Consider the following 22866-nt stretch of genomic DNA (forward strand, 5'->3'; position numbering starts at 1 on the left):
GGCCGAGTTCAGAGGGGGTCACGCATGGGGCGCGGCCGTCAAAAAGCCAAGCACACCAAGGTCGCCAGAGAGCTGAAGTACTTCAGCCCTGACACCAACTACGGTGCACTCGAAAAAGAGTTGGCGACGAAGAACGACTCCGGCGACGAATACGTCGACAAATGGGCCGACGACTTCGACGACGAATACGACACCGAGCACGACCAGAACAAGAGCGCCTGAGGCCGGCTGGCTGATGACCTCTTCGTCCTCGTCCCTCGCCTGGGAGCAGGTCGTCGTCGATGCGAGCGACCCGGCCGGGCTCGCCCGTTGGTGGGCCGACGCCCTCGGGTGGGTGTTCGTCTCGGTCGACGACGACGAGCCCGAGATCCGTCCGACGGCCGACACGCTGCCGGGGCTCCTCTTCGTGAGCGTTCCCGAGGCCAAGACGGTCAAGAATCGTCTGCACCTCGACTTCCGTCCGACGCCGGTCGACGGCCAGAGCCGCGAGGCGACGCAGGCCGACGAGGTCGCGCGACTCGAGTCGCTCGGGGCCGTCCGCGCACAGGTCGGCCAAGACGACACGGACGTGTCGTGGGTCGTCCTCGCCGACCCCGAGGGCAACGAGTTCTGCGTCCTCTGAGTCCGCACCACGCACACCACACGACGACGGCCCCTCGATCTCGAGGGGCCGTCATCGTGTGTCACCAGCTCACCGGGTGACGGGCCGAACGGGCGCCGGGGCCGCCGTCAGGAGGCGCGGCTCAGCCGCCGACGAGCGTCGCGACCGCGGGCAACAGCCCCACGACCAACAGCAGGATCATGCCGCCGGCCGTGAGAGCCGCGACCTTGCGCCCGCCGGTGACGGGTGACGCGGACGAACGCAGCGGCGCGGGCTGGGCGGGGACGCGGCTGACCCGGGCGCTGCGCGGAGCGGCGACCGCCGCGCGCGAGACGGTGGAGAGGGGGATGCGGGTGGTGCTCATGGGTCGACTCCTTCGTCGTCCGGTCTGACGTCGTCGTCAGGACGCCCGGCAGGGGCGCGGGTTCATCGTACGTCCGCCGCCGGACGAACGCCACGCGACGTCGCCGGCGATCAGCCCGCGTAGGACCCGACGAGCCGCACCGCGCCTCCGTCGACCCCCTTGGCGCCCTGGTCGAAGCCGGACAGGTCACGCGCCCGGGTCGAGACGGTGCCGACGGGCCACGTCGCGATGCCGTCGGCCTCGAGGGCCGCGGTGACCGAGTCGGCCTGTCCGGCGGCCACGACGGCGATCATGCCGATGCCGAGGTTCCAGGTGCCCTCGCTCGACTCGAGGGTCGAGCCGGCCAGGTCGCTCAGCACCCGGAAGACGGGCAGCGGCGACCAGGTCGAACGGTCGACCTCGGTCCACGACCCGAGGGGGAGCACGCGGGCGAGGTTGGCCGCGATGCCGCCCCCGGTGACGTGGCTGAGCGAGTGGATCGCGCCGTCGAGCGCAGGGTCGTCGAGCACGCGCAGCAGGGGCGAGGTGTACAGGCGCGTCGGTTCGAGCAGTGCCTCGCCGACGGTGCCCGAGAACTCGGGCAGGGTGTCGTCGTAGCCGAGGTCGCGTGAGGCCAGGATGTGGCGCACGAGCGAGAAGCCGTTCGAGTGGACGCCCGACGAGGCGAGGGCGAGCACGACGTCGCCGTCGCCGACGAGGTGCGGGCCGAGCTGGCGCCCCGACTCGACCGCACCCACCGCGGCGCCGGCCACGTCGTAGTCGTCGGGCCCGAGCAGGCCGGGGTGCTCCGCCGTTTCGCCGCCGACGAGGGCGGTACCCGTCGCGCTGCAGGCGCGGGCGATGCCCTCGACGATCGAGGCGATGCGGGTCGGCACCACGCGGCCGCAGGCGATGTAGTCGGTCATGATCAGCGGCCGGGCGCCGACGACGACGATGTCGTCGACGACCATGCCCACGAGGTCCTGCCCGATCGTGTCGTGCTTGTCGAGCGCCTGGGCGATGGCGACCTTCGTGCCGACGCCGTCGGTCGACGTCGCGAGCAACGGCTTGTCGAAGTCCTTGAGGAACGACACGTCGAACAGCCCGGCGAACCCGCCCACGCCACCGACGACGCCGGGGCCGTGCGTGGCGCCGACGGCCGCCTTCATCAGCTCGACCGCCCGGTCGCCGGCGGCCGTGTCGACCCCCGCTGCGGCGTAGGAGGCGCTGGTCGAGTGGGCAGAGGAGGTCGCCATTCGTTCATCCGTTCGGTGTCGCTCTAGACTGTCGCGGTAACCCCAACTCTACGGTCTGGAGCCAGATCCGCATGTGCGGCATCGTCGGTCTCGTCGCGCACGAGCCAGCAAATCAACTCGTCTACGACTCGCTCCTCCTGTTGCAGCACCGGGGGCAGGACAGCACCGGCATCGCGACCGCCGAGGGCGGCATCTTCCACGTGCACAAGACCAAGGGTCAGGTGCGCGAGGGCTTCCGCACCCGCGACATGCGCGCCCTGCTCGGCAACATGGGCCTCGGTCACGTGCGGTACGCCACCAAGGGCGCGGCCAGCAACGAGCAAGAGGCGCAGCCGTTCTACGTGAACGCGCCCTACGGCATCGTGCTGATCCACAACGGCAACCTGACGAACACGCGCGAGCTCACCAGCGAGCTCTTCCACGTCGACCGTCGTCACCTCAACACGAACAGCGACACCGAGCTCCTGGTCAACGTGCTGGCGCACGAGCTGCAAGAGCAGGTCAACGGCAGCGAGCTCGACCCCGAGCAGATCTTCGCCGCGGTCTCCCGCGTGCACGACCGGGTGCAGGGCTCCTACGCGGCGATCGCGATGATCGCGGGCCACGGTCTGCTGGCCTTCCGCGACCCCTTCGGCATCCGCCCGCTGGTCCTGGGCCGCCGTCTCGCCGCCGACGGCGTCCGTGAAGAGTGGATCACCGCCTCCGAGTCGCTCGTCCTCGAGTCCGGCGGCTACGAGATCGTCCGCGACGTCGCCCCCGGCGAGGCCGTCTTCATCTCGCTCGACGGCCAGATGGTGTCGAAGCAGTGCCACGCCAGCCCGCGCCTCATCCCCTGCTCGTTCGAGTACGTCTACCTGGCCCGCCCCGACTCGATCATGAACGGCATCTCGGTCTACGACGCCCGCCTGCGCCTCGGCAACCGGTTGGCCGACACGATCGCCGCGCACTCGCCGATCGGCGACATCGACGTGGTCATGCCGATCCCCGACTCGTCACGCCCCGCGGCCATGCAGGTCGCCCAGAAGCTCGGCATCGAGTACCGCGAGGGCTTCTACAAGAACCGTTACGTGGGCCGCACCTTCATCATGCCGGGGCAGGCCGAGCGCAAGCGGTCGGTGCGCCAGAAGCTCAACGCGATGTCGAGCGAGTTCAAGGGCAAGAACATCCTGATCGTCGACGACTCGATCGTCCGCGGGACGACCTCGCGCGAGATCGTCGAGATGGCCCGCGCCGCCGGAGCGAACAAGGTGACGTTCACCTCGGCCGCTCCCCCGGTCCGGTTCCCCCACGTCTACGGCATCAACATGCCGTCGCGGCACGAGCTGGTCGCCCACGACCGCAAGATCCCCGAGATCGCCCGCGAACTGGGTGCCGACCACCTCATCTACCAAGAGGTCGCCGACATGCAGGCGGCCATCACCGAGGGCAGCGACGTCACCGAGCTCGAGATGAGCTGCTTCACGGGCGAGTACGTCACCGGCACCGTCAGCCCCGAGTACCTCGCCTGGGTCGAGGCCAACCAGCTCAGCTGAGTCGCGCCGCCGTCGCCACCCGCACCTCGCCCCTGCTTCCACCCGCCGGGGGAGGTGCGGTGTCGGCAGGCGTCCCTAGGCTGGGGGCCATGAGCGACGTCGGCATGCCCCGCCCCGAACCGACCGCGACGCCCCCGGCGTCCGCCCTGCAGATCACCGGTCTGCGCAAGGCGTTCGGCGACAAGGTCGCCGTGGACGGAATCGACCTGACCGTGCCGACGGGCTCGTTCTTCGGCCTCGTCGGCCCGAACGGCGCCGGCAAGACGACCACGCTCTCGATGGCGACCGGTCTGCTGCGTCCCGACTCGGGCAGCATCGCCGTGCTGGGCGTCGACGTCTGGTCCGACCCGACGCACGCCAAGTCGCTCGTGGGCGTGCTGAGCGACGGCATCTCGCTGTTCGACCGCCTCACCGGCGAGCAGCTCGTCACGTACCACGGCCTGCTCAACGGCATGAGCCGCGAGACGACGGCCCAGCGGGTCGGCGACCTGCTCGACCTGCTCGACCTGCGCTCGGCCGGCGGCACGCTCGTCGTCGACTACTCCGCGGGCATGACCAAGAAGGTGGCGCTCGCCTGCGCGCTCGTCCATGCCCCGCGCCTCCTCGTCCTCGACGAGCCGTTCGAGTCGGTCGACCCGATCTCGGCCGCCAACATCCGCGACATCCTGCACGGTTACACGCAGAACGGCGGCACCGTCATCGTGTCGAGCCACTCGATGGACCTCGTCCAGCGCATGTGCGACCACGTCGCCGTCATCGCGGCCGGGCGCGTGCTCGCGGCCGGCACGACCGACGACGTGCGCGCCGGCTCCACCCTCGAAGACCGCTTCGTCGAACTCGTCGGCGGCCGTCAGCACAACGAGGGGCCGTCGTGGTTGCGCACCTCCTGAGCCTGCGCTGGCGGGTGCTGCTGAACGGCTTCAAGCGCAGCACCTGGCAGATCGTCGCGGCCGTCATCGGCGGGCTCTACGGCCTCGGCGTGCTCGCCGCCGTCGTGGTCGGCCTCGTCGCACTCTCGTTCGCGCCCGAGCGCTGGGCCTGGACGGCCGGCGTGCTCGGCGGGTCCCTCGCCGTCGTCGGCTGGATCGTCGTGCCCTTCGTCGCCCGGGGCTACGACCAGACCCTCAGCGTCTCGAAGCTGCGCCCGTTCCCCCTGCCCGCCGACAGGCTCCTCGTCGCCCTGTTCGTCACCGGGTTGCTGGGCATCCCGGGCATCGTCACGCTCGTCGCCGCCCTCGCGACGACCTTCAGTTGGCTGCACCACCCTCTCTCGGCCGTCCTCGCGCCGTTCTGCGGGGTGCTCGGCGTCTTCGTCTGCGTCGCGGCGTCCCGCGCGGTCGAGACCGCCACCAGCGCGCTGGGTGCCAAACGTCGCTACCGCGAGTTGATGAGCGTCGCGATCTTCGTGCCCCTCATCCTGGCCGGGCCGCTGATCGGCCTGGTCGGCCAGGGGCTCAGTTCCGTCGGCGACGACCTGCCCCGTGTCGCCCACGCCCTGTCGTGGAGCCCGCTCGGCGCCGCCTGGTCGATCCCCGGCGACGTCGCCCTCGGCCGACCGGGCGAGGCAGCACTCAAGGCCCTCATCGCCCTGGTCACCCTGGGGGTGCTCCTCCTGCTCTGGCGACGCGGACTGGCGACGGCGCTCGTGGCTCCCCCCGCCGTCACGGCCACCGCGGCGTCCAAGGGCCTCGGGCCCTTCGCCCGCTTCCCCGCGACGCCGACCGGTGCGGTCGCCGCCCGGACGGCCGTCTACTGGTTGCGCGACCCGCGGTACGGCGGGTCGCTGATCGTCGTCCCGCTGATGCCGGTCCTGGCGATCTTCCTGTCGTTCTCCCTCGAGACGACCTGGCCGCTGTACGCCATCGGCCCGGCCGTGGCCGCGCTCCTCGCCATCACGCTGGCCGCCGACGTCTCGTACGACGGCACGGCCTTCGCCGCACACCTGTCGACCGGCTTGGCGGGTTCGGCCGACCGCGCAGGTCGCGTCCTCACGCTCTCGCTGTTCGCCGTGCCCTCCGTCGTGCTCGCCACGCTCGTCCCCCTGGCCGTGGTGGGCCGATTCGACGTGGCCCCGGCCCTGCTCGGCATCGGCCTGGGGCTGCTGCTCACCGGCTTCGGCGTGTCGAGCGTGGCCTCGGCGCTGTACCTGATGCCCGTGCCGGCGGCGGGCGAGAGCCCCTTCAAGTCACCGCCCGGGGCCAACGTCACCTCGACCCTCGGGCTCTACGCCTCGTGGGCGATCGTCTTCGTGCTGTCGCTGCCCGAGCTCGTGCTCGGAGTCGTGGCGCTGGTCCAGGGGTCGGTGATCCTCGGGCTGGCGACGCTCGTCGTCGGCGTCGTCCTCGGTCTCGCGCTGACGATCATCGGCATCCGGCGCGGCGGACGCCTCCTCGACGCCCGTGGCCCCGAACTGCTCACGAGGTTGCGGCGGGCTCGCGGAGCCTGACCCGGGCCGTCAGCCGCGCACGCGGCAGGCTGGCGGGGCCTGGCGCGGCTCGGTGAGGCCTGGCTCGGCAGGGGCTGGCGCGGCTCGGTGAGGCCTGGCTCGGATCGGTTCGGCGAGGCGAGGTCAGTCGCGGTCGGGTTCGCCGTCGGTGACCTGGCGGGGCGCCGTGTCGACCTCGTCGCCGATCGGCATCTCGAGCCGTTCGCGTTCGACCTGGACGCGCTTCGCCCCTCGGCTGGTCACCTGCTCGGCGACGATGGCCACGACGCAACCGACGGCTCCGCCGATGGTGAGCCCCCAGAGCGAGATGTACCCGTAGGTCTGCGCGACGCCCTCGCCCGAGTCGAACGGGAAGAGCGAGGTGACGATCAGCGACACGACCACGCCGAGCGCCGCACCGATGATCAAGAACACGGGCACCTTGGGTGCCCGACGCACGGTGACCTCGTCGCGTTCGACGATCGACTCGGCGGCGCGATCGGCGGAGGGCTCGACGACGGGCTCGGGTCGCTGCTGGTCGTCGGGTGCGTTCGTCACCCGCCCATCATCCCAGAGGAGGCCGACCACCGCCGCCGCCCCTCTCGACGTCGAGCAGGGCCCTGGAAGGGCGACCACGGCGGAGGCACCGCCGAGGAGGCGCGGGTCAGCCCCGCTGCCAGGCGATCGGCACGTAGCCGGTCAGGTCCGCCCTGCTGCCGGAGGCCGACACGAGAGCCCCGGCCCGCGCCTCCTCCCAGCTGAGATCGCCGGTGGCGAGTCGGACGAAGGTGGCGGCGTCGGTCTCGACGACGTTCGGCGGCGTGCCCCGCGTATGACTGAGCCCTTCGCGGAACTGCACCGCGCCGAACGGTGGGACGCGCACCTCGACCGTTGCACCGGGTTCGCCGTCGGCGAGCACCTGCAGCAACCAACGGACGGCCATGGCGGTCACCGGCCGTGGCGCGGTCTCGTCGGCGGCGAGCGCCGCCCGCACCTCGCCCACCGCGGCCGATCCCGCCGCGTCCTCGATCCGTGCCCTGGCCATGCGCCCACGCTACCCGCGCCTCCTCGTCTCGCCCCGGCCCGGCCCGCCCGCGCCAGCCCTCCCCGGCCCGGCCCGGATGACGGACTCGGCATCGCCGCACGCCCTCGGTAGGCTGTGGCGCGTGCGAATCCTCGTCCTCGGTTCCGGTGCTCGCGAGCACGCCATCATCACCGCCCTGCTGCGCGAAGACGCGGGCCACGAGATCACCGCGGCCCCCGGCAACGCGGGCATCGCCGACCAGGTCGGCATCGTGCACCTCGACCCGTCGAACGGCGCCGTCGTCACCGAGTACGCCCTCGAGAACGACGTCGAGCTGGTCGTCGTCGGTCCCGAGGCCCCGCTCGTCGCCGGTGTCGCCGACGCCCTCCGCACCCGGGGCATCCCCGTCTTCGGGCCGGGCAAGAAGGCCGCGGCGCTCGAGGGCAGCAAGACCTTCGCGAAACGCATCATGGACGAAGCCGGCGTACCGACCGGGCGGGCCACGCGCGTGGGCACCCTCGACGAGGCCCTCGGCGTGCTCGACGACTTCGGCTCCCCGTACGTCGTCAAGGCCGACGGGCTGGCGGCCGGCAAGGGCGTCCTCGTCACCGACGACCGCGACGCGGCGGTCGAGCACACCACCTACTGGCTGCAGCACGGGCCCGTCCTCGTCGAGGAGTTCCTCGAGGGTCCCGAGGTCTCCCTGTTCTTCCTCAGCGACGGCCACACGGTCGTGCCGCTCAGCCCCGCGCAGGACTACAAGCGCCTGCTCGACAGCGACGCCGGTCCCAACACGGGCGGCATGGGTGCCTACTCACCGCTGCCCTGGCTCGCCGACCGCTTCGGCAGCGAGAAGGACTTCGTCGACGAGGTCCTCGACGCCATCGCCACCCCGACGGTGCGGCAGCTCGAGTCCGAGGGCACGCCGTTCATCGGCCTCCTCTACGCCGGGCTCATCCTCACCGAGCGGGGCGTCCGCGTCATCGAGTTCAACGCCCGGTTCGGCGACCCCGAGACGCAGGTCGTCCTGCCCCGTCTGGTCACGCCGCTCAGCGGGCTGCTGCTCGCCGCGGCGACCGGATCGCTGGGCAACCACGAGTCGCCGCGGTTCTCGTCCGACGTCGCGGTGACCGTGGTCCTCGCGAGCGAGGGCTACCCCGAAGGCGCCGTGAGCGGTCGCCCGCTGCGGGGTCTCGACGACGCGACCGCCGTCGCCGGGGTCCACGTCGCGCACGCCGCGACGGCTCGCCTCGACGACCAGCTCATCGCCACCGGAGGGCGCGTGCTCAGCGTCGTCGCCGAGGGGGCCGACTTCACCGAGGCCCGGGGTCGCGTCTACGACGCCCTCTCCCGCATCGAGCTCGAGGGCGGCCAGTACCGCCACGACATCGCCGAGCGGGTCGCCCGATGACCGCCCCCGACGGCACGACGCCCTCCGCCTCCGGCCTAGACGCCGCCCCTCGCCACCTCGACGGGTGGACGCCGGTGTACTCGGGCAAGGTCCGCGACCTCTATGTCCCGGCGCCGGTCGCCGGCTCGGTCGGCGACGCCGCCACCCTCGCCGACACCGAGTACGTGCTCGTCGTCGCGAGCGACCGGGTCAGCGCCTTCGACCACGTGCTCGAGCCCGGCATCCCGGGCAAGGGAGCCCTGCTCACGCAGCTCAGCCTCTGGTGGTTCGCCCAGCTGACCACCGTGCCGAACCACCTGGTCGACCCGACCACCGCCTCCGTCTCGCTGCCCGCGCAGGTCCGGGACCGCGCCATGCTCGTGAAGCCGCTCGACATGTTCCCCGTCGAGTGCGTCGTCCGCGGGTACCTGGTCGGCAGCGGCTGGGCCGAGTACCGCGAGCACGGCACCGTCTGCGGCATCCCGCTGCCCGAAGGGCTGTCGAACGGCGACCGGTTGCCCGAACCGATCTACACCCCGGCGTACAAGGCTCCGCTCGGCGAGCACGACGAGAACATCTCGTTCGAGCGCACCGTCGAACTCGTGGGGGCCGAGACCGCGGCGGCCCTGCGCGACCGGTCGCTCGAGATCTACCGCCTGGCGTCGGACGTGGCCGAGGCCAGGGGGGTCGTCCTCGCCGACACGAAGTTCGAGTTCGGCGCCGACCGGGCCACGGGCGAGATCACCCTGGGCGACGAGGTCCTCACGAGCGACAGCAGTCGCTTCTGGGACGCCGAGGTCGACGCCTCGGGCGACCGCACCCAGAGCTTCGACAAGCAGATCGTCCGCGACTGGCTCTCCGCGCACTGGGACGGCACGGGCGAGGCCCCCGCCCTGCCCGACGACATCGTCGCCCGCACCTCCGCCCGCTACCGCGAGCTGATCGAGCGTCTGACCGCCCGCTGACCCGGGCTCCACACCCCGGGGCCTACCCCCCGGGCCGCATCCCGAGTCCTGACCCGGGCTCCACACCGCGTTTCGTGCACTGCACCGCGTCGAGATCCGGTGCCGTGCACGGAACGCGGTGCGCCGTCGGTCGGGAATGCCCGGCCCGACCGGCCGGTTCCTGTCGATGACACGTCACCGACCCGGTGACCACCCGACCAGACCGAGGGCCCCATGACCGACACCTCCGCGACCGACGCGACGCGCGCCTCCTCGTCCGACCTGCTCGCCGCCGACACCGGCATGGGGGCCGTCACCCTGCGGGTCGCCGACCTCGACGCGATGACCGCGTACTACCGCGACGCGGTCACCCTGACGGTGCTGACCGCCGAGCCGGCCGTGGGCCGCGTGGTGCTCGGTCGAGGGGCGACCCCGATCGTCATCCTCGAGCACGCTCCCGAGCTGAAGCACGCCGGGCCGCGTGACGCCGGCCTCTTCCACACGGCGATCCTGTTCGAGACCGAGGCCGACCTCGCCGCCGCCGTCTACAGCGTCGCGACCCGTCACCCCGGCACGTTCACCGGCAGTGCGGACCACCTCGTCAGCAAGGCGTTCTACTTCACCGACCCCGAGGGCAACGGCATCGAGCTCTACTGGGACCGCAGCCGCAGCGAGTGGTCCTGGACCCACGGCCAGGTCGACATGGCCACCCTCGCCCTCGACCCGAACGCGTTCGTGCAGCAGAACGTCACCGAGGAGGCGCTGGCCGGCTCGGCATCCCGTCCCGCCACGGTCGGCCACGTCCACCTGAGCGTGGGCGACGTCGAGTCGGCCCACCGGTTCTACGTCGAGCAGCTCGGCTTCGAGACGACGACGCGCTTCGGGCCGCAGGCACTGTTCGTCAGCGCGGGCGGCTACCACCACCACATGGCGATGAACACCTGGAACAGCGCCGGCGCCGGGCGCCGCCAGCTGGCGCTGGGCCTCGGCCTGGTGCGCATCGAGGTGCCGACGGCCGACGACCTGGGCGCCCTCGGCGAGCGCCTCGGCCACCACGGCGTCGCCACCCGCGACGACGGGCGTGTGCTCGGGTTCGACGATCCCTGGTCCAACCAGCTCCAGGTGACCGTCCGACCGCAGTCGGCCTAGCCCTCGGTCGCAGGCTCCCTCGGCGCTGGCGTCGCAGAGCCGCTGGCGCGGCTCCCTCGGCGACGCCGATGGCTACGGTGGTGAGCATGCCTGCAGCCGACTCCCCCACCTTCTCCACGACCCCCGAGGGCGACCTCACGCTCGACGACCACGAGGCCGTCGCGGCGATGCTCGCCCGGGCCTTCCCGAGCTACGACCACTGGTACGCCGGGGCCCGCAGCTGGGCGGGCATGCAACCCGAGCTGCGGGTCGTCGCGCGTCAGGGCGACGTCGTGGTCGCGCACGCCGGTCTGCGACGTCAGTTCGTCACCGTCGGCGACGCCGACCTGCTCGTCACCGCGGTGGGCATGGTCGCGGTCTCACCGGCCGTCCAGGGCACCGGCCTCGGGGGCGAGCTGTTGCGCCGGGTGGACGCGGCGCTGACGTCGCTCGACAGCGGCTTCGGCGTGCTCGAGACCGGGGACGACGTCCAGGGCTTCTACCGACGTGGCGGGTGGCTGCCGCTCGACGGTCTCACGGCGCACTACACGGCGTTCAGCGCCGACGGCGCCGGCGTGCTGGTCACCCAGGACCACGGCTGGCTGCTCCGCGAGGGCACGAGCACACTCGCCGACTGGCCGCAGGGTGAGCTGCACTGGAACGGCCAGATGGTCTGACCCGCGCGGCACCCGAGACCGCGCGAAGCCCGGAGACGCCGAGGAGGCGCGGTGACCGACGAACGGTCACCGCGCCTCCTGCGGTCTGTCGGGGCTCGCGGCTACGCCGGGACGCCGACCTCGGCCGGGTCCTCGTTCGAACCGGGAGCCTCGGGCTCGACGCCCTTGCGGACGCGCAGGCCCAGGGTGGGGTCGACGTTGGTCCAGTACTCGTAGACCCGCTCGCGCAGGGCGGGCTGGGTGACCTTCGAGACGTGGCCCACGATGTTCTGCACCAGGCGGTCGCGCTCCTCGTCGTCGAGCACCTCGCGGACGAGCGTGCCGGCCTGGCCGAAGTCGTCGTCCTCGGGGTGCAACGTCACGGACGAGCGGACGAGCTCGCCGTCGCTCTCCCAGCCACCGGTGTCACCGGCGGCCTGCGGGTCCGCCGCGGGACCGCCGACCGAGTTCGGTGCGTAGACCGGCGCCGTCGCCTCGCTGAAGTGGTACCGCGCGGCACCGTCCTTCGAGTACGAGTGCACCTCGGTCTTGGGCGTGTTCACCGGCAGCTGCTGGTGGTTGACGCCGATGCGGTAGCGGTGGGCGTCCGCGTAGCTGAAGATGCGGGCGAGCAGCATCTTGTCGGGGCTGGTCGCGATGCCGGGGACGAAGTTCGACGGGGCGAACGCGGCCTGCTCGATCTGCGCGAAGTAGTTCTCGGGGTTGCGGTTCAGCGTCATGGTGCCGACCTCGATGAGCGGGTAGTCCGCGTGCGGCCACACCTTCGTCAGGTCGAACGGGTTGAAGCGGTACGTGGCCGCCTCGTCGTAGGGCATGACCTGCACCGACAGCGTCCAGGTGGGGAAGTCGCCGCGGTCGATGGCCTCGGAGAGGTCGCGGATGTGGAAGTCGGCGTCCTCTCCCGCGATGCGGTCGGCGTCGTCCTGCGTGAGGATCTTGTTGCCCTGGTTCGTCTTGAAGTGGTACTTGACCCAGAAGCGCTCGCCCTCGGCGTTGATCCACTGGTAGGTGTGCGAACCGAAGCCGTCCATGTTGCGCCACGACGCGGGGAGGCCGCGGTCGCCCATCAGCCAGGTGACCTGGTGCGCCGACTCGGGCGAGAGCGTCCAGAAGTCCCACTGCATGTCGTGGTCGCGCAGGTGCGAGCCGGGCAGGCGCTTCTGCGAGTGGATGAAGTCGGGGAACTTGATGCCGTCGCGGATGAAGAAGACGGGCGTGTTGTTGCCCACGAGGTCGTAGTTGCCCTCGCTCGTGTAGAACTTCAGCGCGAAGCCACGGGGGTCGCGCCACGTGTCGGGGCTGCCCTGTTCGCCGGCGACGGTCGAGAAGCGGGCGAGCATCTCGGTCTCGACACCGGGCTGGAAGAGCGCGGCGCGCGTGTAGCGCGAGACGTCGGCCGTCGTGACGAACGTCCCGAAGGCGCCGCCGCCCTTGGCGTGGACGATGCGCTCGGGCACCTTCTCGCGGTTGAAGTTGGCCAGCTTCTCGACCAGCTTGTGGTCGTGCAGGACGATCGGGCCGTCGGCGCCGACCGACTGCGAGAACTCGTCGCTGGCGGCGGGGGCGCCGTTGTCGGTGGTGGTGATCTTCTTGGCGTCGGTCATGTGTCCTCTTTCGTTCGTGGTTCGTCGTCGTGTGAGATCAGGGGGGCGGGCCGGTCAGGCCGCCGGGACGGCCGCGTCCACGCGGTCGGACGAGGAGGCGCGGGTCGGCTCGTCGCCCTCCGCACCCTCGGACTCGGCCGCCCGACAGGCCGGGCACAGGCCCCAGAAGGTCACCTCGGCGGTCTGCACGAGGTACCCCGAGTCGTGCGAGGGGGTGAGGCAGGGGGCGTGGCCGACGACGCAGTCCACGTCGGCGACCGAGCCGCACACCCCGCAGACCACGTGGTGGTGGTTGTCGCCCGTCCTCAGCTCGTAGAGCGCTGCCGAGCCCGCGGGTTCGATGCGACGCACCAGCCCCGCGCCGGTCAGCGCGTTGAGGACGCCGTAGACCGCCTGCACCGACGTGCCGGGCAGGTCGAGGGCGACCCGGGCGAAGACCTGCTCGGCGGCCGCGTGGGGCGACGGCTCGAGGGCGCGCAACACGGCGAGCCGGGGCTCGGTCACGCGCAACCCGGCGGAGCGCAGTGCCTCGCGGGGGTCGTCGGTCGGATGGGTCATGCCTCAAGTGAACCACTCTTTTGATCAGATCAAAACAATCCGGGCCACCTCGGAGGACGTTCCCTGGTTCGGACGCGCCGCACCTGTGGACAACCACACCCGAGCGGCCACGGGTCGCTACCGTCGTCGACATGAGCACCGCCGCCACGACACCGCCGTCCGTCGTCGTCCCCCCGGGCCGCGACCTCGTGGTGGATCTCGCCCGCGTCTTCTGCGTCCTGCTGGTCGTCGCGATCCACGTGATGATGGTCGGTGTCGCCGTCGACGCGACGGGCGCCGTCGTGGCGAACCGTCCCCTGCAAGAGCAGTCCTGGTTCCCGCTCTCGACGTGGGCCGGGCAGATCATGCCGCTCTTCTTCGTGGTGGGCGGGTTCGCCAGCGCCACGGCCTGGGCCGGGGCACGGCGCCGCGGCGCCGACGCCGGCGACTTCGTCCGCGGTCGCCTCCTGCGCCTCGCCCGGCCCGCGAGCGCGGTCTTCGTCGTCCTCGCGATCGCCCTCGCCGTCGCGACCCTGCTCGGTGCCGATCCCGAACTGCTCGACGTCGTGGCGACCGGCGTGGGCTCGCCGTTCTGGTTCCTCGCCGCCTACGGCATCACGCAGCTGCTCGTGCCGGTGATGGCCCGCCTGCACGCGACCCGCCCGTGGGCGACGCTGTCCGTCCTGGTCGTCGCCGCGGTCCTGGTCGACGCGGTGCGGTACGGCACCGGAGTCACGGCCGTCGGCCTCCTCAACCTCGCCTTCGTGTGGCTCTTCGTGCAGCAGCTCGGCTTCGCCTACGCCGACGGGCTGTTCCGTCGGACCCCTCGGGCCGTGCTGCTCGTCGTCGCCGTCGTGGCGTACACCTCGCTGGTCCCGCTGACGACGGCCGGGCCGTGGTCGGACGACATGCTGAGCAACCTCAACCCGCCGACGGTGCCGCTCATGGTGCTCGGGGTGGCGCAGATCTGCGTCCTGTCGCTCGTGCACCCCGTCCTGGCGCGTCTCATGTCCACGTCGGCGGCCCGCGCCGTCGTGTTCGCCGTCGGCAGCCGCGGCATGACCATCTACCTCTGGCACCTCCCGCTGTTGATCGCCGTGCTCGGGGTCCTCTTGGCCGTGGGCGGGCCGCTCCCCCAACCCTCGACCGCCACCTGGTGGTGGACGCGCCTCCCGATCTGGGCCCTCGTCATCGGACTGACCTGCCTGGTCTCGCTGGCGACCGCCCGGTTCGAGCTGCCGCCGCGAGCGTTCGCCGAGGGGCGGCGCCGCGCCTCCTGGTGGTCGATCGGGGTGGCGGCGGTGCTCGCCATCGGGCCGCCGTTCGACGTGATGCACGAGGGCCTCGATCTGCGCAACGCGATCGCGGGCGCGATCTGCCTGCCCCTGGCCGTCTGGCTGCTCGGCCGGTCGCGCCCCGACGTCGGCCCGGAGTCCGCCCCGCGGGCCGCCGCCGACAGGCCCGCGGACGCAGCCCACACGGGGTAGACGCCCGGCCGACGGGGGGTTCGGCCGGGCGTCCGGCGGTCTCGGGGCGGATCAGGAACCCCGGGACCGGACGCGGAACAGAAGGCCCGATCACGAGGCCCGCGCTCTGTCCGCTGAGAACACCCTGCGGCGCGAACCAATGATCCGGCTGACAAGTGGCTCGCATTCCGCCGACCATCGCCACGACGGCCGATGCCTCCACGACGACGGCACCACCAGGAGGCGCGCGCGGCTGCCGTAGACTCGTCGCGTCCACCCGTTGACGCCTCTGCAGGAGTAAACCAGTGCCCACAATCGTCGTCGAGGTCATGCCCAAGGCTGAACTGCTCGACCCCCAGGGCAAGGCCGTCGCCGGTGCCCTCTCCCGTCTCGGCAAAGGGGCGTTCACCGACGTCCGCATCGGCAAGCGCTTCGAGGTCACGGTCGAGGGCGAGGTGACCGACGCCGTCCTCGCGGACGTCCGCGAGCTCGCCGACGACATGTTCTCGAACTCGGTCATCGAGGACGTCGTCTCGATCACCGTCGCCGACGCTCCCGCCGCCCTCTGATGCGCGTCGGCGTCGTCACCTTCCCCGGCTCCCTCGACGACCGTGACGCGCAGCGCGCGGTCCGACTCGCGGGCGGCGAGCCCGTCGCCCTCTGGCACGGCGACCACGACCTGAAGGGCGTCGAGGCGATCATCCTGCCCGGCGGCTTCAGCTACGGCGACTACCTGCGTGCCGGCGCGATCGCCTCCTTCTCGCCGATCATGGCCGACGTGGTCGACGCCGCGAACGCGGGAATGCCCGTCCTCGGCATCTGCAACGGCTTCCAGATGCTCGCCGAGGCCCGCCTGATCCCGGGGGCGCACACCCGCAACGCGCACCAGCAGTTCATCCGCCGCGACCAGCGTCTCGTCGTCGAGAACGCCCGCACCGACTGGACGAACGGCTTCACCGAGGGGCAAGAGATCACCATCCCCCTCAAGAACGCGGACGGGCGTTTCATCGCCGACGCCGAGACCATCAGGCGCATCGAGGGCGAGGGGCAGGTCGCCTTCCGCTACGTCGGCGTGAACCCGAACGGGTCGATGGACGACATCGCCGGCGTCACCAATGCGCGCGGCAACGTCGTCGGCCTCATGCCGCACCCCGAGCACGCCGTCGAAGAGGGCTTCGGCCCCGACACCCCCGCCGCGATGTCGAGCGGCGTCGACGGCCTGACCTTCTTCACGTCCGTTCTCGAGAGGGCCCTCGCCAAGTGACCGACCAGACCGACCGCGCCCCGCACGACGCCGAGATGATCGACGTCCGCCCCGAGGGTCACGTGCCCGACACCGTGGCGAACGCCGCGGCGACGCCCGATCGCGAGCAGCCCTACGGCGCCCTCGGCCTGAAGGCCGACGAGTACGCGAAGATCCGCGAGATCCTGGGGCGTCGCCCCACGAGCGGTGAGCTCGCCATGTACTCGGTCATGTGGAGCGAGCACTGCTCCTACAAGTCGAGCAAGATCTACCTCCGGCAGTTCGGCCAGAAGGTCTCGCCCGCCATGAAGAAGAACCTCATGGTCGGCATGGGCGAGAACGCCGGAGTGGTCGACGTGGGGGGCGGCTGGGCCGTCACCTTCAAGGTCGAATCGCATAACCACCCGAGCTACATCGAGCCGTTCCAGGGGGCGGCCACCGGCGTGGGCGGCATCGTCCGCGACATCATCTCGATGGGTGCCCGCCCCGTCGCGGTCATGGACCAGCTGCGCTTCGGCGACATCGACGCGGCGGACACGGCCCGCGTGGTCGACGGCGTCGTCGGTGGCATCAGCTTCTACGCCAACTGCCTCGGCCTGCCCAACATCGGCGGCGAGACCTACTTCGACGCCGTCTACCAGGGCAACCCCCTGGTCAACGCACTGGCCGTGGGCGTCCTGCGCCACGAAGACCTCCACCTGGCCAACGCCCGGGGCGTCGGCAACAAGGTGGTCCTGTTCGGTGCGCGCACCGGCGGTGACGGCATCGGCGGCGCCTCCATCCTCGCCTCCGACACGTTCTCGTCCGGCGGGCCCACCAAGCGTCCTGCCGTCCAGGTCGGCGACCCGTTCGCCGAGAAGGTGCTCATCGAGTGCTGCCTCGAGCTGTTCCGCGACGAACTGGTCGAGGGCATCCAAGACCTCGGGGCAGCCGGCATCAGCTGCGCCACGTCCGAGCTCGCCTCGAACGGCGACGGCGGAATGTTCATCGAACTCGACAACGTCCTGCTGCGCGACCCGTCGCTCACCGCCGAAGAGATCCTGATGAGCGAGAGCCAAGAACGCATGATGGCCGTCGTGCGTCCCGAGAAGCTCGACGCGTTCCTCGCGGTCGTGGCGAAATGGGACGTCGAGACGAGCGTGCTCGGCGAGGTCACCGACACCGGCCGTCTCGTCATCAACTGGCACGGCGAAGAGATCGTCAACGTCGAGCCCCGCACGGTCGCCGTCGACGGCCCGGTGTACGAGCGCCCCGTCGCCTACCCCACCTGGATCGACGCCCTGCAGGCCGACAGCGCCTCGTCGCTGCCCCGCCCCACGGGCAACGCCGTCCTTCGCGAGCAGTTCCTCGAACTGCTCGGCTCGCCCAACCTGGCCGACAAGAGCTGGGTCACGAACCAGTACGACACCTACGTGCTGGGCAACACCGCGCTCAGCTTCCCCGACGACGGAGGCATGATCCGCGTCGACGAAGAGACCGGTCTCGGCTTCGCGATCGCGACCGACGCCAACGGGCGCTACTGCCAGCTCGACCCCAAGCAGGGCGCACGCCTCGCCCTGGCCGAGGCGTACCGCAACGTCGCCGTCACGGGTGCCGTGCCCGCCGCCGTCACCGACTGCCTCAACTTCGGCAGCCCGGAGGACCCCGAGGTCATGTGGCAGTTCTCGCAGGCCGTCGAGGGACTGGCCGACGGGTGCCTCGAACTCGAGATCCCGGTCACCGGCGGCAACGTGTCGTTCTACAACCAGACCGGCACACGTCCGATCCACCCCACACCCGTGGTGGGCGTCCTCGGCGTGATCGACGACGTCGCCAAGCGCATCCCGTCCGGCTGGCAGGACGAAGGCGACAACATCTACCTGCTCGGCACCACGGCGCTCGAGCTCGACGGATCGGCCTGGGCCGGCGTGGTCCACGACCACCTCGGCGGTCGACCGCCGGCGGTCGACCTCGCGGCCGAAGTGCAGCTCGCGCAGCTCCTGCACGCCGGTGGCGACCAGTCGTTGATCGCGGCGGCCCACGACCTGAGCGACGGCGGCCTGGCACAGGCGTTGGCCGAGGCCGTGCTGCGCTTCGGAGTCGGTGCTCGCGTCTGGCTGGGTGAGATCATCGAGCGGGACGGCATCGACGTCGCGACCGCGCTCTTCAGCGAGTCGACCGGTCGCGTGATCGTCTCGGTGCCCCGCGAGGACGACGTCCGCTTCCGCGGCCTCTGTGAGGGCCGCGGCTACCCGGTGGCCCGCATCGGCGTCACCGACGGCGAGTCGGGGTCGCTCGAGGTACAGGACGTCTTCACGGTGTCCATCGATGAGCTGCGCAGTACCCACCGTGGCACTCTGCCGGCCCGCTTCGGAGCCACCATCGGCGACTAGTCACCATCCTGCATGGCACCGGAGGCCCTCACCACAGGTGGGGGCCTCCGGTGTCTTGCGAGGCAAGCCCTGAGCCTCGGATAACTCGCATGTAAAATGTCTCATGTGCAGACCCCGACCCTGTCCCCCGGTGGACCCTTCCGCGATCGCGAGCACTTCTCGGGCATCCAGGGCCTCCGGTTCGTGGCGGCCCTCCTGGTGGTCGTCACCCACACCGTGTTCTACGCCCACGAACGGCTCGACCCCTCGTTCCGCCCGTGGAGCTACGGATCGGTCGGGGTGGACGTCTTCTTCGCGATCAGCGGCTTCGTCATGATGCACTCCGTTCGTCGCCTCGAGGGCAGACCGCGGGCCTAGGCGACCTTTGCGCGTCGCCGACTCGATCGCATCGTCCCGCTCTACTGGCTCGCGACGACCCTCAAGGTGCTGACGTTGGTACTCGTCCCTTCGGCCGTGCTGCACGCCACCCTCGAGCCGGCCAACACGCTCGCGTCGTACTTCTTCATCCCGACCCGCAACGCCGAAGGCAACATCGAACCCGTCCTCGGCGTCGGCTGGACCCTCGTCTTCGAGTGCGCGTTCTACGCACTCGTGACCTTGTGCCTGGCCCTCAGGGTCAGAGTCCTGCCCACCGTCGGGGCGGTGCTCGTCAGTTGCTCGGCGCTGTGGTGGGCCTTCGACGCCGCTCGCCCGGCATGGGCGGTCTATTTCGACCCCATCGTCCTGTTCTTCCTCATCGGCATGGTGATCGCCGAGCTGACGCGTTCCGCTCGCCGTGGCTGGTTGTGGGCCGTGCTCGTGGTCTCCCTGGTGGCCCTGGCGGTCGTGCTCGCCACGTCCGTCGGCGACGGGGGCTTCGGGCGCAACGCACCAGCCCGATTCGCGGGCGTCACGGCCGTCGTCGCGGCGACGGTGCTGGCCGAAGGTCCCCTGCGCCGCGTGACGCCAACCTGGGTCCTCACCGGCGGTGCAGCGTCGTACGCGCTCTACCTGTTCCACCCCTTGGTGGCCCCGGCCGTGCCCGAGCTCTTCGCGCGCCTGGGTTGGATCGACGGCTGGCTGTCGGTCGCCGTGTCGGTTCCACTCCTGGTGGCCCTGTCGTTCGTCATCCACCGTCGCGTCGAACGCCCCCTCGCCAGGGTTCTCGCCCGACGAGGACGCGGCCCACGGCGCCCACTCGGCTCCGAGTCAGAAGAGCCCCAACCGGCCTAGCTGCTGGCGCCCGACCGCGCACCGACGACTCGCCCCGAGGCGCGACGCGTGACGCGTGACGCGTGACGCGTGACGCGTGACGCGGGGACGATCGCGTTCGGCGAAGCCGAACACGCCGTCGGAGGCGGCCCGACCGGCATGAACAGCAATTCCCCCGGGCCTCAAGGCCAGGGGGAATCAAATTGCTGGGGTACCTGGACTCGAACCAAGAACAACTGAACCAGAATCAGTCGTGTTGCCAATTACACCATACCCCAATGATGACAACCGTCAGGTCTACATCACTGTCGGCCCATCATCTGGACCGACGTCTACTGTACAGCATCTGCCAGGTGTTCGAGGCCACCGATGAGGTCCCGGTTGATGACGGCAGCGACGCGGGCGCCGTCGCCGGCGGCAACGATGAGTTGCTGGGGGCCGGGCGCGGTGCTCTCGCCGGCGGCGTACAGCCCAGGAACCGACGTGCGACCATGGCCGTCCACGACGAGCAGTCCGTCGCCGTCCAGGTCGGCCCCCGTCGCCGAGACGTAGTCGAGCGCGGCCGACCACTCCGGGCGGACGAAACCACCGGCCCGAGGCACGACCGTGCCGTCCTCGAGCACGACCCCACGCATGCCGTCACGATCGCCGTCGATGCTAGTGACGCGACGACGGTCCACGGTGATCCCCCGGGCGGCCAACGCAGCCTCGTCCTCCGAGGTCACCACGTCCGAACCGTGCGTGAAGACGATGAGGTCGTCGGTCCACTGCGACAGCAACAGGGCGCGGTCGACCAGGTCAGGGTGCTCACCGATGAGGGCGAGTGGCTGGTCACGCTTGTCGTACCCGTCGCACTCGATGCAGCTGTGGACGTACGTGCCGTAGAACGCTCGGAGTTGGGCGATTTCGGGCAGGGTCTCGCTCAGCCCCGTCGTCACCAGCACGGCACCTGCCAGCGCGGACGACTCCTGCCCACGGAACGCGCACGAGATCTCGAACCCGCCGTCGACCGGGACGACATTCGTCGCCAGGGTCTGCCGGTGTTCGGCCCCCTCGTACCCCAGGAACTCGTCGCGTCCGAGCTTGCGGAGCTCGAGCGGCGAGATGCCGTCGCGGGTGAGGTACCCGTGCGAGAGCAGCGTGGCGGAGTTCCGCGGCCGGTTGCTGTCGATCAGCACGACGCGTCGGCGGGCGCGGACGAGGTTGAGCGCAGCGCTCAACCCTGCGGGGCCGCCCCCGATGACAGCGACGTCGTAGCGCTCGGTCATGAGCGGTCGGCGAGAGCCGCGAGTCGGGCAAGGGTCGACTCGCGGCCGAGGATCTCCATCGACTCGAACAACGGCGGACTCACGCGACGCCCGGACAGCGCCACCCGCAACGGGCCGTAGGCCCCGCGGGGCTTGAGGCCGAGTCCGTCGACGAGCGCCTCCTTGAGGACCGCCTGGATCGACTCGTGCGTCCAGTCGGCCAGGCCCTCGAGGGCAGCCGAGGAGGCGCGCAGCACCTCGGTGGACCGCTCGCCCAGTGAGGCCAGCGCGTCGTCCTCGTGGACCAGGTCGTCGTCGGCGACGAACAAGAAGCCGAGCATGCCACGAGCCTCGGACAGGAGGGTCATGCGTTCTTGGACGAGGGGCGCCGCCTGCACGAGCACGGCACGCTCGGCCTCCGTCGGCGGAACGCTGACGACCCCGTCGAGGTAGGGCAGCAGTCGCTCGGTGAAGTCCCCGACGGATAGCAGTCGGATGTGGTCGCCGTTGATCGACTCGGCCTTCTTCACGTCGAACCGCGCGGGGTTCGGGTTCACGTCGACGACGTCGAACGCCGCGACCATCTCGTCGATCGAGAACACGTCCCGATCGTGAGTCAAGGACCACCCCAGGAGCGCCAGGTAGTTGACGAGGCCCTCGGGGATGAAGCCGCGGTCTCGGTGGTGGAACAGGTTGGACTCGGGATCGCGCTTCGAGAGCTTCTTGTTGCCGTCGCCCATGACATAGGGCAGATGGCCGAACCGAGGGACGAACGTGGTGATGCCGAGCTCGACCAGCGCCTCGTAGAGGGCGATCTGGCGGGGAGTGGACGAGAGGAGGTCCTCACCGCGCAGGACGTGGGTGATGCCCATCAGAGCATCGTCCAGCGGGTTCACGAAAGTGTAGAGAGGCACTCCGTTCGGTCGGACGACGACGAAGTCGCTGAACGATCCCGCCGGGAACGTGATCTCACCACGGACGAGGTCGTCGAAGCTGAGGTCGCGGTCGGGCACTCGCAACCGGAGTGCCGGCTGACGCCCCTCGGCTCGGAACGCCGCACGTTGTTCGTCACTGAGCTCACGCTCGAAGTTGTCGTAACCCTGCTTGGGGTCGCGACCGTTGACGATGTTGCGAGCTTCGATCTCTTCGCCCGTGGCGAAGCTCTCGTAGAGGAGCCCCCGCTGGAGCAGCTGATCGATGACTCCCCGATAGATGTCATGGCGCTGAGACTGACGGTAGGGGCCATGAGGCCCACCTGCGTCGATGCCCTCGTCCCAGTCGATGTTGAGCCAACGAAGCCCGTCGAGGATCTGCTCGTAGCTCTCTTCGCTGTCTCGGGCCGCATCGGTGTCTTCGATGCGGAACACGAGCTTGCCACCCGTGTGCCGGGCGTAGGCCCAGTTGAAGAGGGCGGTGCGGATGAGGCCGACATGCGGCGTTCCGGTGGGCGAGGGGCAGAACCGCACGCGCACGTCGGTGCCGGTGGCGGTGGAGAAGGGAGCTGACATCGCTCACGATCTTACCGGGGTTGGTGGGTGGGTCAGCGTTAAACGCAGAAAGGCCCCTTCCGAAGAAGGGGCCTTTCTGGTGTTTCGTGTGCTGTTCGCACTAAAAGGAGTCCGGCGGTGTCCTACTCTCCCACAAGGTCCCCCTTGCAGTACCATCGGCGCTGAGAGTCTTAGCTTCCGGGTTCGGAATGTGACCGGGCGTTTCCCTCTCGCTATGGCCGCCGAAACATTTACCACACACCATCACTGGTGGTGAAGTCTGTTTCAGACCATGCACCCCATTCGTTACAGATGTGGCGACTTGTCTGTTGAGTTGTTCCCGACCGTATTTCGGGAACCACATAGTGGACGCAAGCAGCTTTCCCCCACCTCTACAGG

Annotated in this window: 21 protein-coding genes, 1 tRNA gene, 1 rRNA gene and 1 pseudogene; 14 read left to right on the top strand and 10 right to left on the bottom strand. The window is 70.5% G+C overall.

Features of this window, described 5'->3' with window-relative positions; translation table 11 throughout:
• The first annotated feature begins 24 nt into the window (after nucleotides 1-24).
• Both ACVJ1F_RS14270 and ACVJ1F_RS14275 read left to right on the top strand, forming a co-directional pair.
• A complete protein-coding gene (locus ACVJ1F_RS14270) occupies nucleotides 25-222 on the top strand; it encodes a DUF3073 domain-containing protein (protein ID WP_056227242.1) in 198 nt (65 codons plus the stop codon).
• 13 nt (nucleotides 223-235) lie between these two features.
• Nucleotides 236-622: a VOC family protein gene (locus ACVJ1F_RS14275; RefSeq protein WP_456887025.1), complete on the top strand. Its 387-nt coding sequence runs from the start codon at nucleotides 236-238 to the stop codon at nucleotides 620-622.
• A gap of 121 nt (nucleotides 623-743) precedes the next feature.
• Here the strand turns inward: ACVJ1F_RS14275 and ACVJ1F_RS14280 are convergent, their stop codons facing one another.
• Together ACVJ1F_RS14280 and purM are read right to left on the bottom strand one after the other, a co-directional pair.
• On the bottom strand, nucleotides 744-965 hold the full coding sequence (locus tag ACVJ1F_RS14280) for a hypothetical protein (protein ID WP_056049486.1): 222 nt from the start codon (nucleotides 963-965) through the stop codon (nucleotides 744-746).
• 110 nt (nucleotides 966-1075) lie between these two features.
• Nucleotides 1076-2200 (bottom strand): phosphoribosylformylglycinamidine cyclo-ligase, encoded by a 1125-nt coding sequence (gene purM, locus ACVJ1F_RS14285; protein WP_456887027.1) that lies wholly within the window; start codon nucleotides 2198-2200, stop codon nucleotides 1076-1078.
• Between the two features lie 71 nt (nucleotides 2201-2271).
• On the opposite strand from purM, the gene purF reads away from it, so the two are divergent.
• From purF to ACVJ1F_RS14300, 3 genes are all read left to right on the top strand, one after another.
• Nucleotides 2272-3732, top strand: a complete 1461-nt coding sequence (purF, locus tag ACVJ1F_RS14290; protein WP_056049492.1) for an amidophosphoribosyltransferase — start codon at nucleotides 2272-2274, stop codon at nucleotides 3730-3732.
• Nucleotides 3733-3821: 89 nt separating this feature from the next.
• Nucleotides 3822-4622, top strand: coding sequence for an ABC transporter ATP-binding protein (locus ACVJ1F_RS14295; RefSeq protein ID WP_233568550.1), 801 nt, complete (start codon nucleotides 3822-3824; stop codon nucleotides 4620-4622).
• Nucleotides 4604-6178: a transporter gene (locus ACVJ1F_RS14300; RefSeq protein ID WP_456887030.1), complete on the top strand. Its 1575-nt coding sequence runs from the start codon at nucleotides 4604-4606 to the stop codon at nucleotides 6176-6178. Before ACVJ1F_RS14295 ends, ACVJ1F_RS14300 begins: the two co-directional genes overlap by 19 nt.
• A 123-nt stretch (nucleotides 6179-6301) precedes the next feature.
• On the opposite strand, the gene ACVJ1F_RS14305 is transcribed toward ACVJ1F_RS14300, so the two are convergent.
• Nucleotides 6302-6715, bottom strand: coding sequence for a hypothetical protein (locus tag ACVJ1F_RS14305; protein WP_456887032.1), 414 nt, complete (start codon nucleotides 6713-6715; stop codon nucleotides 6302-6304).
• Between the two features lie 106 nt (nucleotides 6716-6821).
• The gene (locus ACVJ1F_RS14310; RefSeq protein ID WP_456887033.1) at nucleotides 6822-7202 is read right to left on the bottom strand and encodes a sterol carrier family protein; all 381 of its coding nucleotides are present in this window, start codon (nucleotides 7200-7202) and stop codon (nucleotides 6822-6824) included.
• Nucleotides 7203-7323: 121 nt separating this feature from the next.
• Here ACVJ1F_RS14310 and purD point away from each other — a divergent pair, with 121 nt between their 5' ends.
• From purD to ACVJ1F_RS14330, 4 genes are all read left to right on the top strand, one after another.
• On the top strand, nucleotides 7324-8592 hold the full coding sequence (gene purD, locus ACVJ1F_RS14315; protein WP_456887036.1) for a phosphoribosylamine--glycine ligase: 1269 nt from the start codon (nucleotides 7324-7326) through the stop codon (nucleotides 8590-8592).
• Nucleotides 8589-9536, top strand: coding sequence for a phosphoribosylaminoimidazolesuccinocarboxamide synthase (locus ACVJ1F_RS14320; protein WP_056049511.1), 948 nt, complete (start codon nucleotides 8589-8591; stop codon nucleotides 9534-9536). Before purD ends, ACVJ1F_RS14320 begins: the two co-directional genes overlap by 4 nt.
• 213 nt (nucleotides 9537-9749) lie before the next feature.
• Nucleotides 9750-10664, top strand: a complete 915-nt coding sequence (locus ACVJ1F_RS14325) for a VOC family protein (RefSeq protein ID WP_249407978.1) — start codon at nucleotides 9750-9752, stop codon at nucleotides 10662-10664.
• A gap of 86 nt (nucleotides 10665-10750) precedes the next feature.
• On the top strand, nucleotides 10751-11320 hold the full coding sequence (locus ACVJ1F_RS14330) for a GNAT family N-acetyltransferase (protein ID WP_192124018.1): 570 nt from the start codon (nucleotides 10751-10753) through the stop codon (nucleotides 11318-11320).
• Nucleotides 11321-11421: 101 nt separating this feature from the next.
• On the opposite strand, the gene ACVJ1F_RS14335 is transcribed toward ACVJ1F_RS14330, so the two are convergent.
• Nucleotides 11422-12924: a catalase gene (locus ACVJ1F_RS14335; RefSeq protein ID WP_056049517.1), complete on the bottom strand. Its 1503-nt coding sequence runs from the start codon at nucleotides 12922-12924 to the stop codon at nucleotides 11422-11424.
• 54 nt (nucleotides 12925-12978) lie between these two features.
• A complete protein-coding gene (locus ACVJ1F_RS14340) occupies nucleotides 12979-13482 on the bottom strand; it encodes a Fur family transcriptional regulator (RefSeq protein WP_056049519.1) in 504 nt (167 codons plus the stop codon).
• 131 nt (nucleotides 13483-13613) lie between these two features.
• Here ACVJ1F_RS14340 and ACVJ1F_RS14345 point away from each other — a divergent pair, with 131 nt between their 5' ends.
• The 5 genes and pseudogenes from ACVJ1F_RS14345 to ACVJ1F_RS14365 all read left to right on the top strand — a co-directional run bounded on the left by ACVJ1F_RS14345 (nucleotide 13614) and on the right by ACVJ1F_RS14365 (nucleotide 19754).
• On the top strand, nucleotides 13614-14948 hold the full coding sequence (locus tag ACVJ1F_RS14345; RefSeq protein WP_456887039.1) for an acyltransferase family protein: 1335 nt from the start codon (nucleotides 13614-13616) through the stop codon (nucleotides 14946-14948).
• A 284-nt stretch (nucleotides 14949-15232) separates the two neighbouring features.
• Complete coding sequence (gene purS, locus ACVJ1F_RS14350; protein ID WP_043597439.1) at nucleotides 15233-15496, top strand: phosphoribosylformylglycinamidine synthase subunit PurS; 264 nt, start codon at nucleotides 15233-15235, stop codon at nucleotides 15494-15496.
• Nucleotides 15496-16191 (top strand): phosphoribosylformylglycinamidine synthase subunit PurQ, encoded by a 696-nt coding sequence (gene purQ / locus ACVJ1F_RS14355; protein ID WP_456887041.1) that lies wholly within the window; start codon nucleotides 15496-15498, stop codon nucleotides 16189-16191. The genes purS and purQ overlap by 1 nt, the downstream gene beginning before the upstream one ends.
• Nucleotides 16192-16226: 35 nt before the next feature.
• On the top strand, nucleotides 16227-18542 hold the full coding sequence (gene purL, locus ACVJ1F_RS14360; protein ID WP_456887049.1) for a phosphoribosylformylglycinamidine synthase subunit PurL: 2316 nt from the start codon (nucleotides 16227-16229) through the stop codon (nucleotides 18540-18542).
• A 105-nt stretch (nucleotides 18543-18647) separates the two neighbouring features.
• Nucleotides 18648-19754 (top strand): annotated as a pseudogene (locus tag ACVJ1F_RS14365) (acyltransferase family protein).
• Between the two features lie 185 nt (nucleotides 19755-19939).
• Here the strand turns inward: ACVJ1F_RS14365 and ACVJ1F_RS14370 are convergent.
• From ACVJ1F_RS14370 to rrf, 4 genes are all read right to left on the bottom strand, one after another.
• Nucleotides 19940-20011: transfer RNA gene (locus ACVJ1F_RS14370), tRNA-Gln, on the bottom strand.
• A gap of 54 nt (nucleotides 20012-20065) precedes the next feature.
• Complete coding sequence (locus ACVJ1F_RS14375; protein WP_456887043.1) at nucleotides 20066-21001, bottom strand: NAD(P)/FAD-dependent oxidoreductase; 936 nt, start codon at nucleotides 20999-21001, stop codon at nucleotides 20066-20068.
• A complete protein-coding gene (gltX, locus tag ACVJ1F_RS14380) occupies nucleotides 20998-22488 on the bottom strand; it encodes a glutamate--tRNA ligase (RefSeq protein ID WP_456887045.1) in 1491 nt (496 codons plus the stop codon). The genes ACVJ1F_RS14375 and gltX overlap by 4 nt, the downstream gene beginning before the upstream one ends.
• Before the next feature lie 109 nt (nucleotides 22489-22597).
• Nucleotides 22598-22714, bottom strand: a 5S ribosomal RNA gene (rrf, locus tag ACVJ1F_RS14385).
• Nucleotides 22715-22866: the final 152 nt, after the last annotated feature.

This window comes from Frigoribacterium sp. 2355 (assembly GCF_054060695.1).

What these genes read in the sequence shown, in the direction of transcription:
- ACVJ1F_RS14270 (WP_056227242.1), top strand. Translation starts at nt 25, where the DNA reads ATGGGGCGCGGCCGTCAAAAAGCCAAGCACACCAAGGTCGCCAGAGAG.
- ACVJ1F_RS14275 (WP_456887025.1), top strand. Translation starts at nt 236, where the DNA reads ATGACCTCTTCGTCCTCGTCCCTCGCCTGGGAGCAGGTCGTCGTCGAT.
- ACVJ1F_RS14280 (WP_056049486.1), bottom strand. Translation starts at nt 965, where the DNA reads ATGAGCACCACCCGCATCCCCCTCTCCACCGTCTCGCGCGCGGCGGTC.
- purM (WP_456887027.1), bottom strand. Translation starts at nt 2,200, where the DNA reads ATGGCGACCTCCTCTGCCCACTCGACCAGCGCCTCCTACGCCGCAGCG.
- purF (WP_056049492.1), top strand. Translation starts at nt 2,272, where the DNA reads ATGTGCGGCATCGTCGGTCTCGTCGCGCACGAGCCAGCAAATCAACTC.
- ACVJ1F_RS14295 (WP_233568550.1), top strand. Translation starts at nt 3,822, where the DNA reads ATGAGCGACGTCGGCATGCCCCGCCCCGAACCGACCGCGACGCCCCCG.
- ACVJ1F_RS14310 (WP_456887033.1), bottom strand. Translation starts at nt 7,202, where the DNA reads ATGGCCAGGGCACGGATCGAGGACGCGGCGGGATCGGCCGCGGTGGGC.
- ACVJ1F_RS14320 (WP_056049511.1), top strand. Translation starts at nt 8,589, where the DNA reads ATGACCGCCCCCGACGGCACGACGCCCTCCGCCTCCGGCCTAGACGCC.
- ACVJ1F_RS14325 (WP_249407978.1), top strand. Translation starts at nt 9,750, where the DNA reads ATGACCGACACCTCCGCGACCGACGCGACGCGCGCCTCCTCGTCCGAC.
- ACVJ1F_RS14330 (WP_192124018.1), top strand. Translation starts at nt 10,751, where the DNA reads ATGCCTGCAGCCGACTCCCCCACCTTCTCCACGACCCCCGAGGGCGAC.
- ACVJ1F_RS14335 (WP_056049517.1), bottom strand. Translation starts at nt 12,924, where the DNA reads ATGACCGACGCCAAGAAGATCACCACCACCGACAACGGCGCCCCCGCC.
- ACVJ1F_RS14340 (WP_056049519.1), bottom strand. Translation starts at nt 13,482, where the DNA reads ATGACCCATCCGACCGACGACCCCCGCGAGGCACTGCGCTCCGCCGGG.
- ACVJ1F_RS14345 (WP_456887039.1), top strand. Translation starts at nt 13,614, where the DNA reads ATGAGCACCGCCGCCACGACACCGCCGTCCGTCGTCGTCCCCCCGGGC.
- purQ (WP_456887041.1), top strand. Translation starts at nt 15,496, where the DNA reads ATGCGCGTCGGCGTCGTCACCTTCCCCGGCTCCCTCGACGACCGTGAC.
- purL (WP_456887049.1), top strand. Translation starts at nt 16,227, where the DNA reads ATGATCGACGTCCGCCCCGAGGGTCACGTGCCCGACACCGTGGCGAAC.
- ACVJ1F_RS14375 (WP_456887043.1), bottom strand. Translation starts at nt 21,001, where the DNA reads ATGACCGAGCGCTACGACGTCGCTGTCATCGGGGGCGGCCCCGCAGGG.
- gltX (WP_456887045.1), bottom strand. Translation starts at nt 22,488, where the DNA reads ATGTCAGCTCCCTTCTCCACCGCCACCGGCACCGACGTGCGCGTGCGG.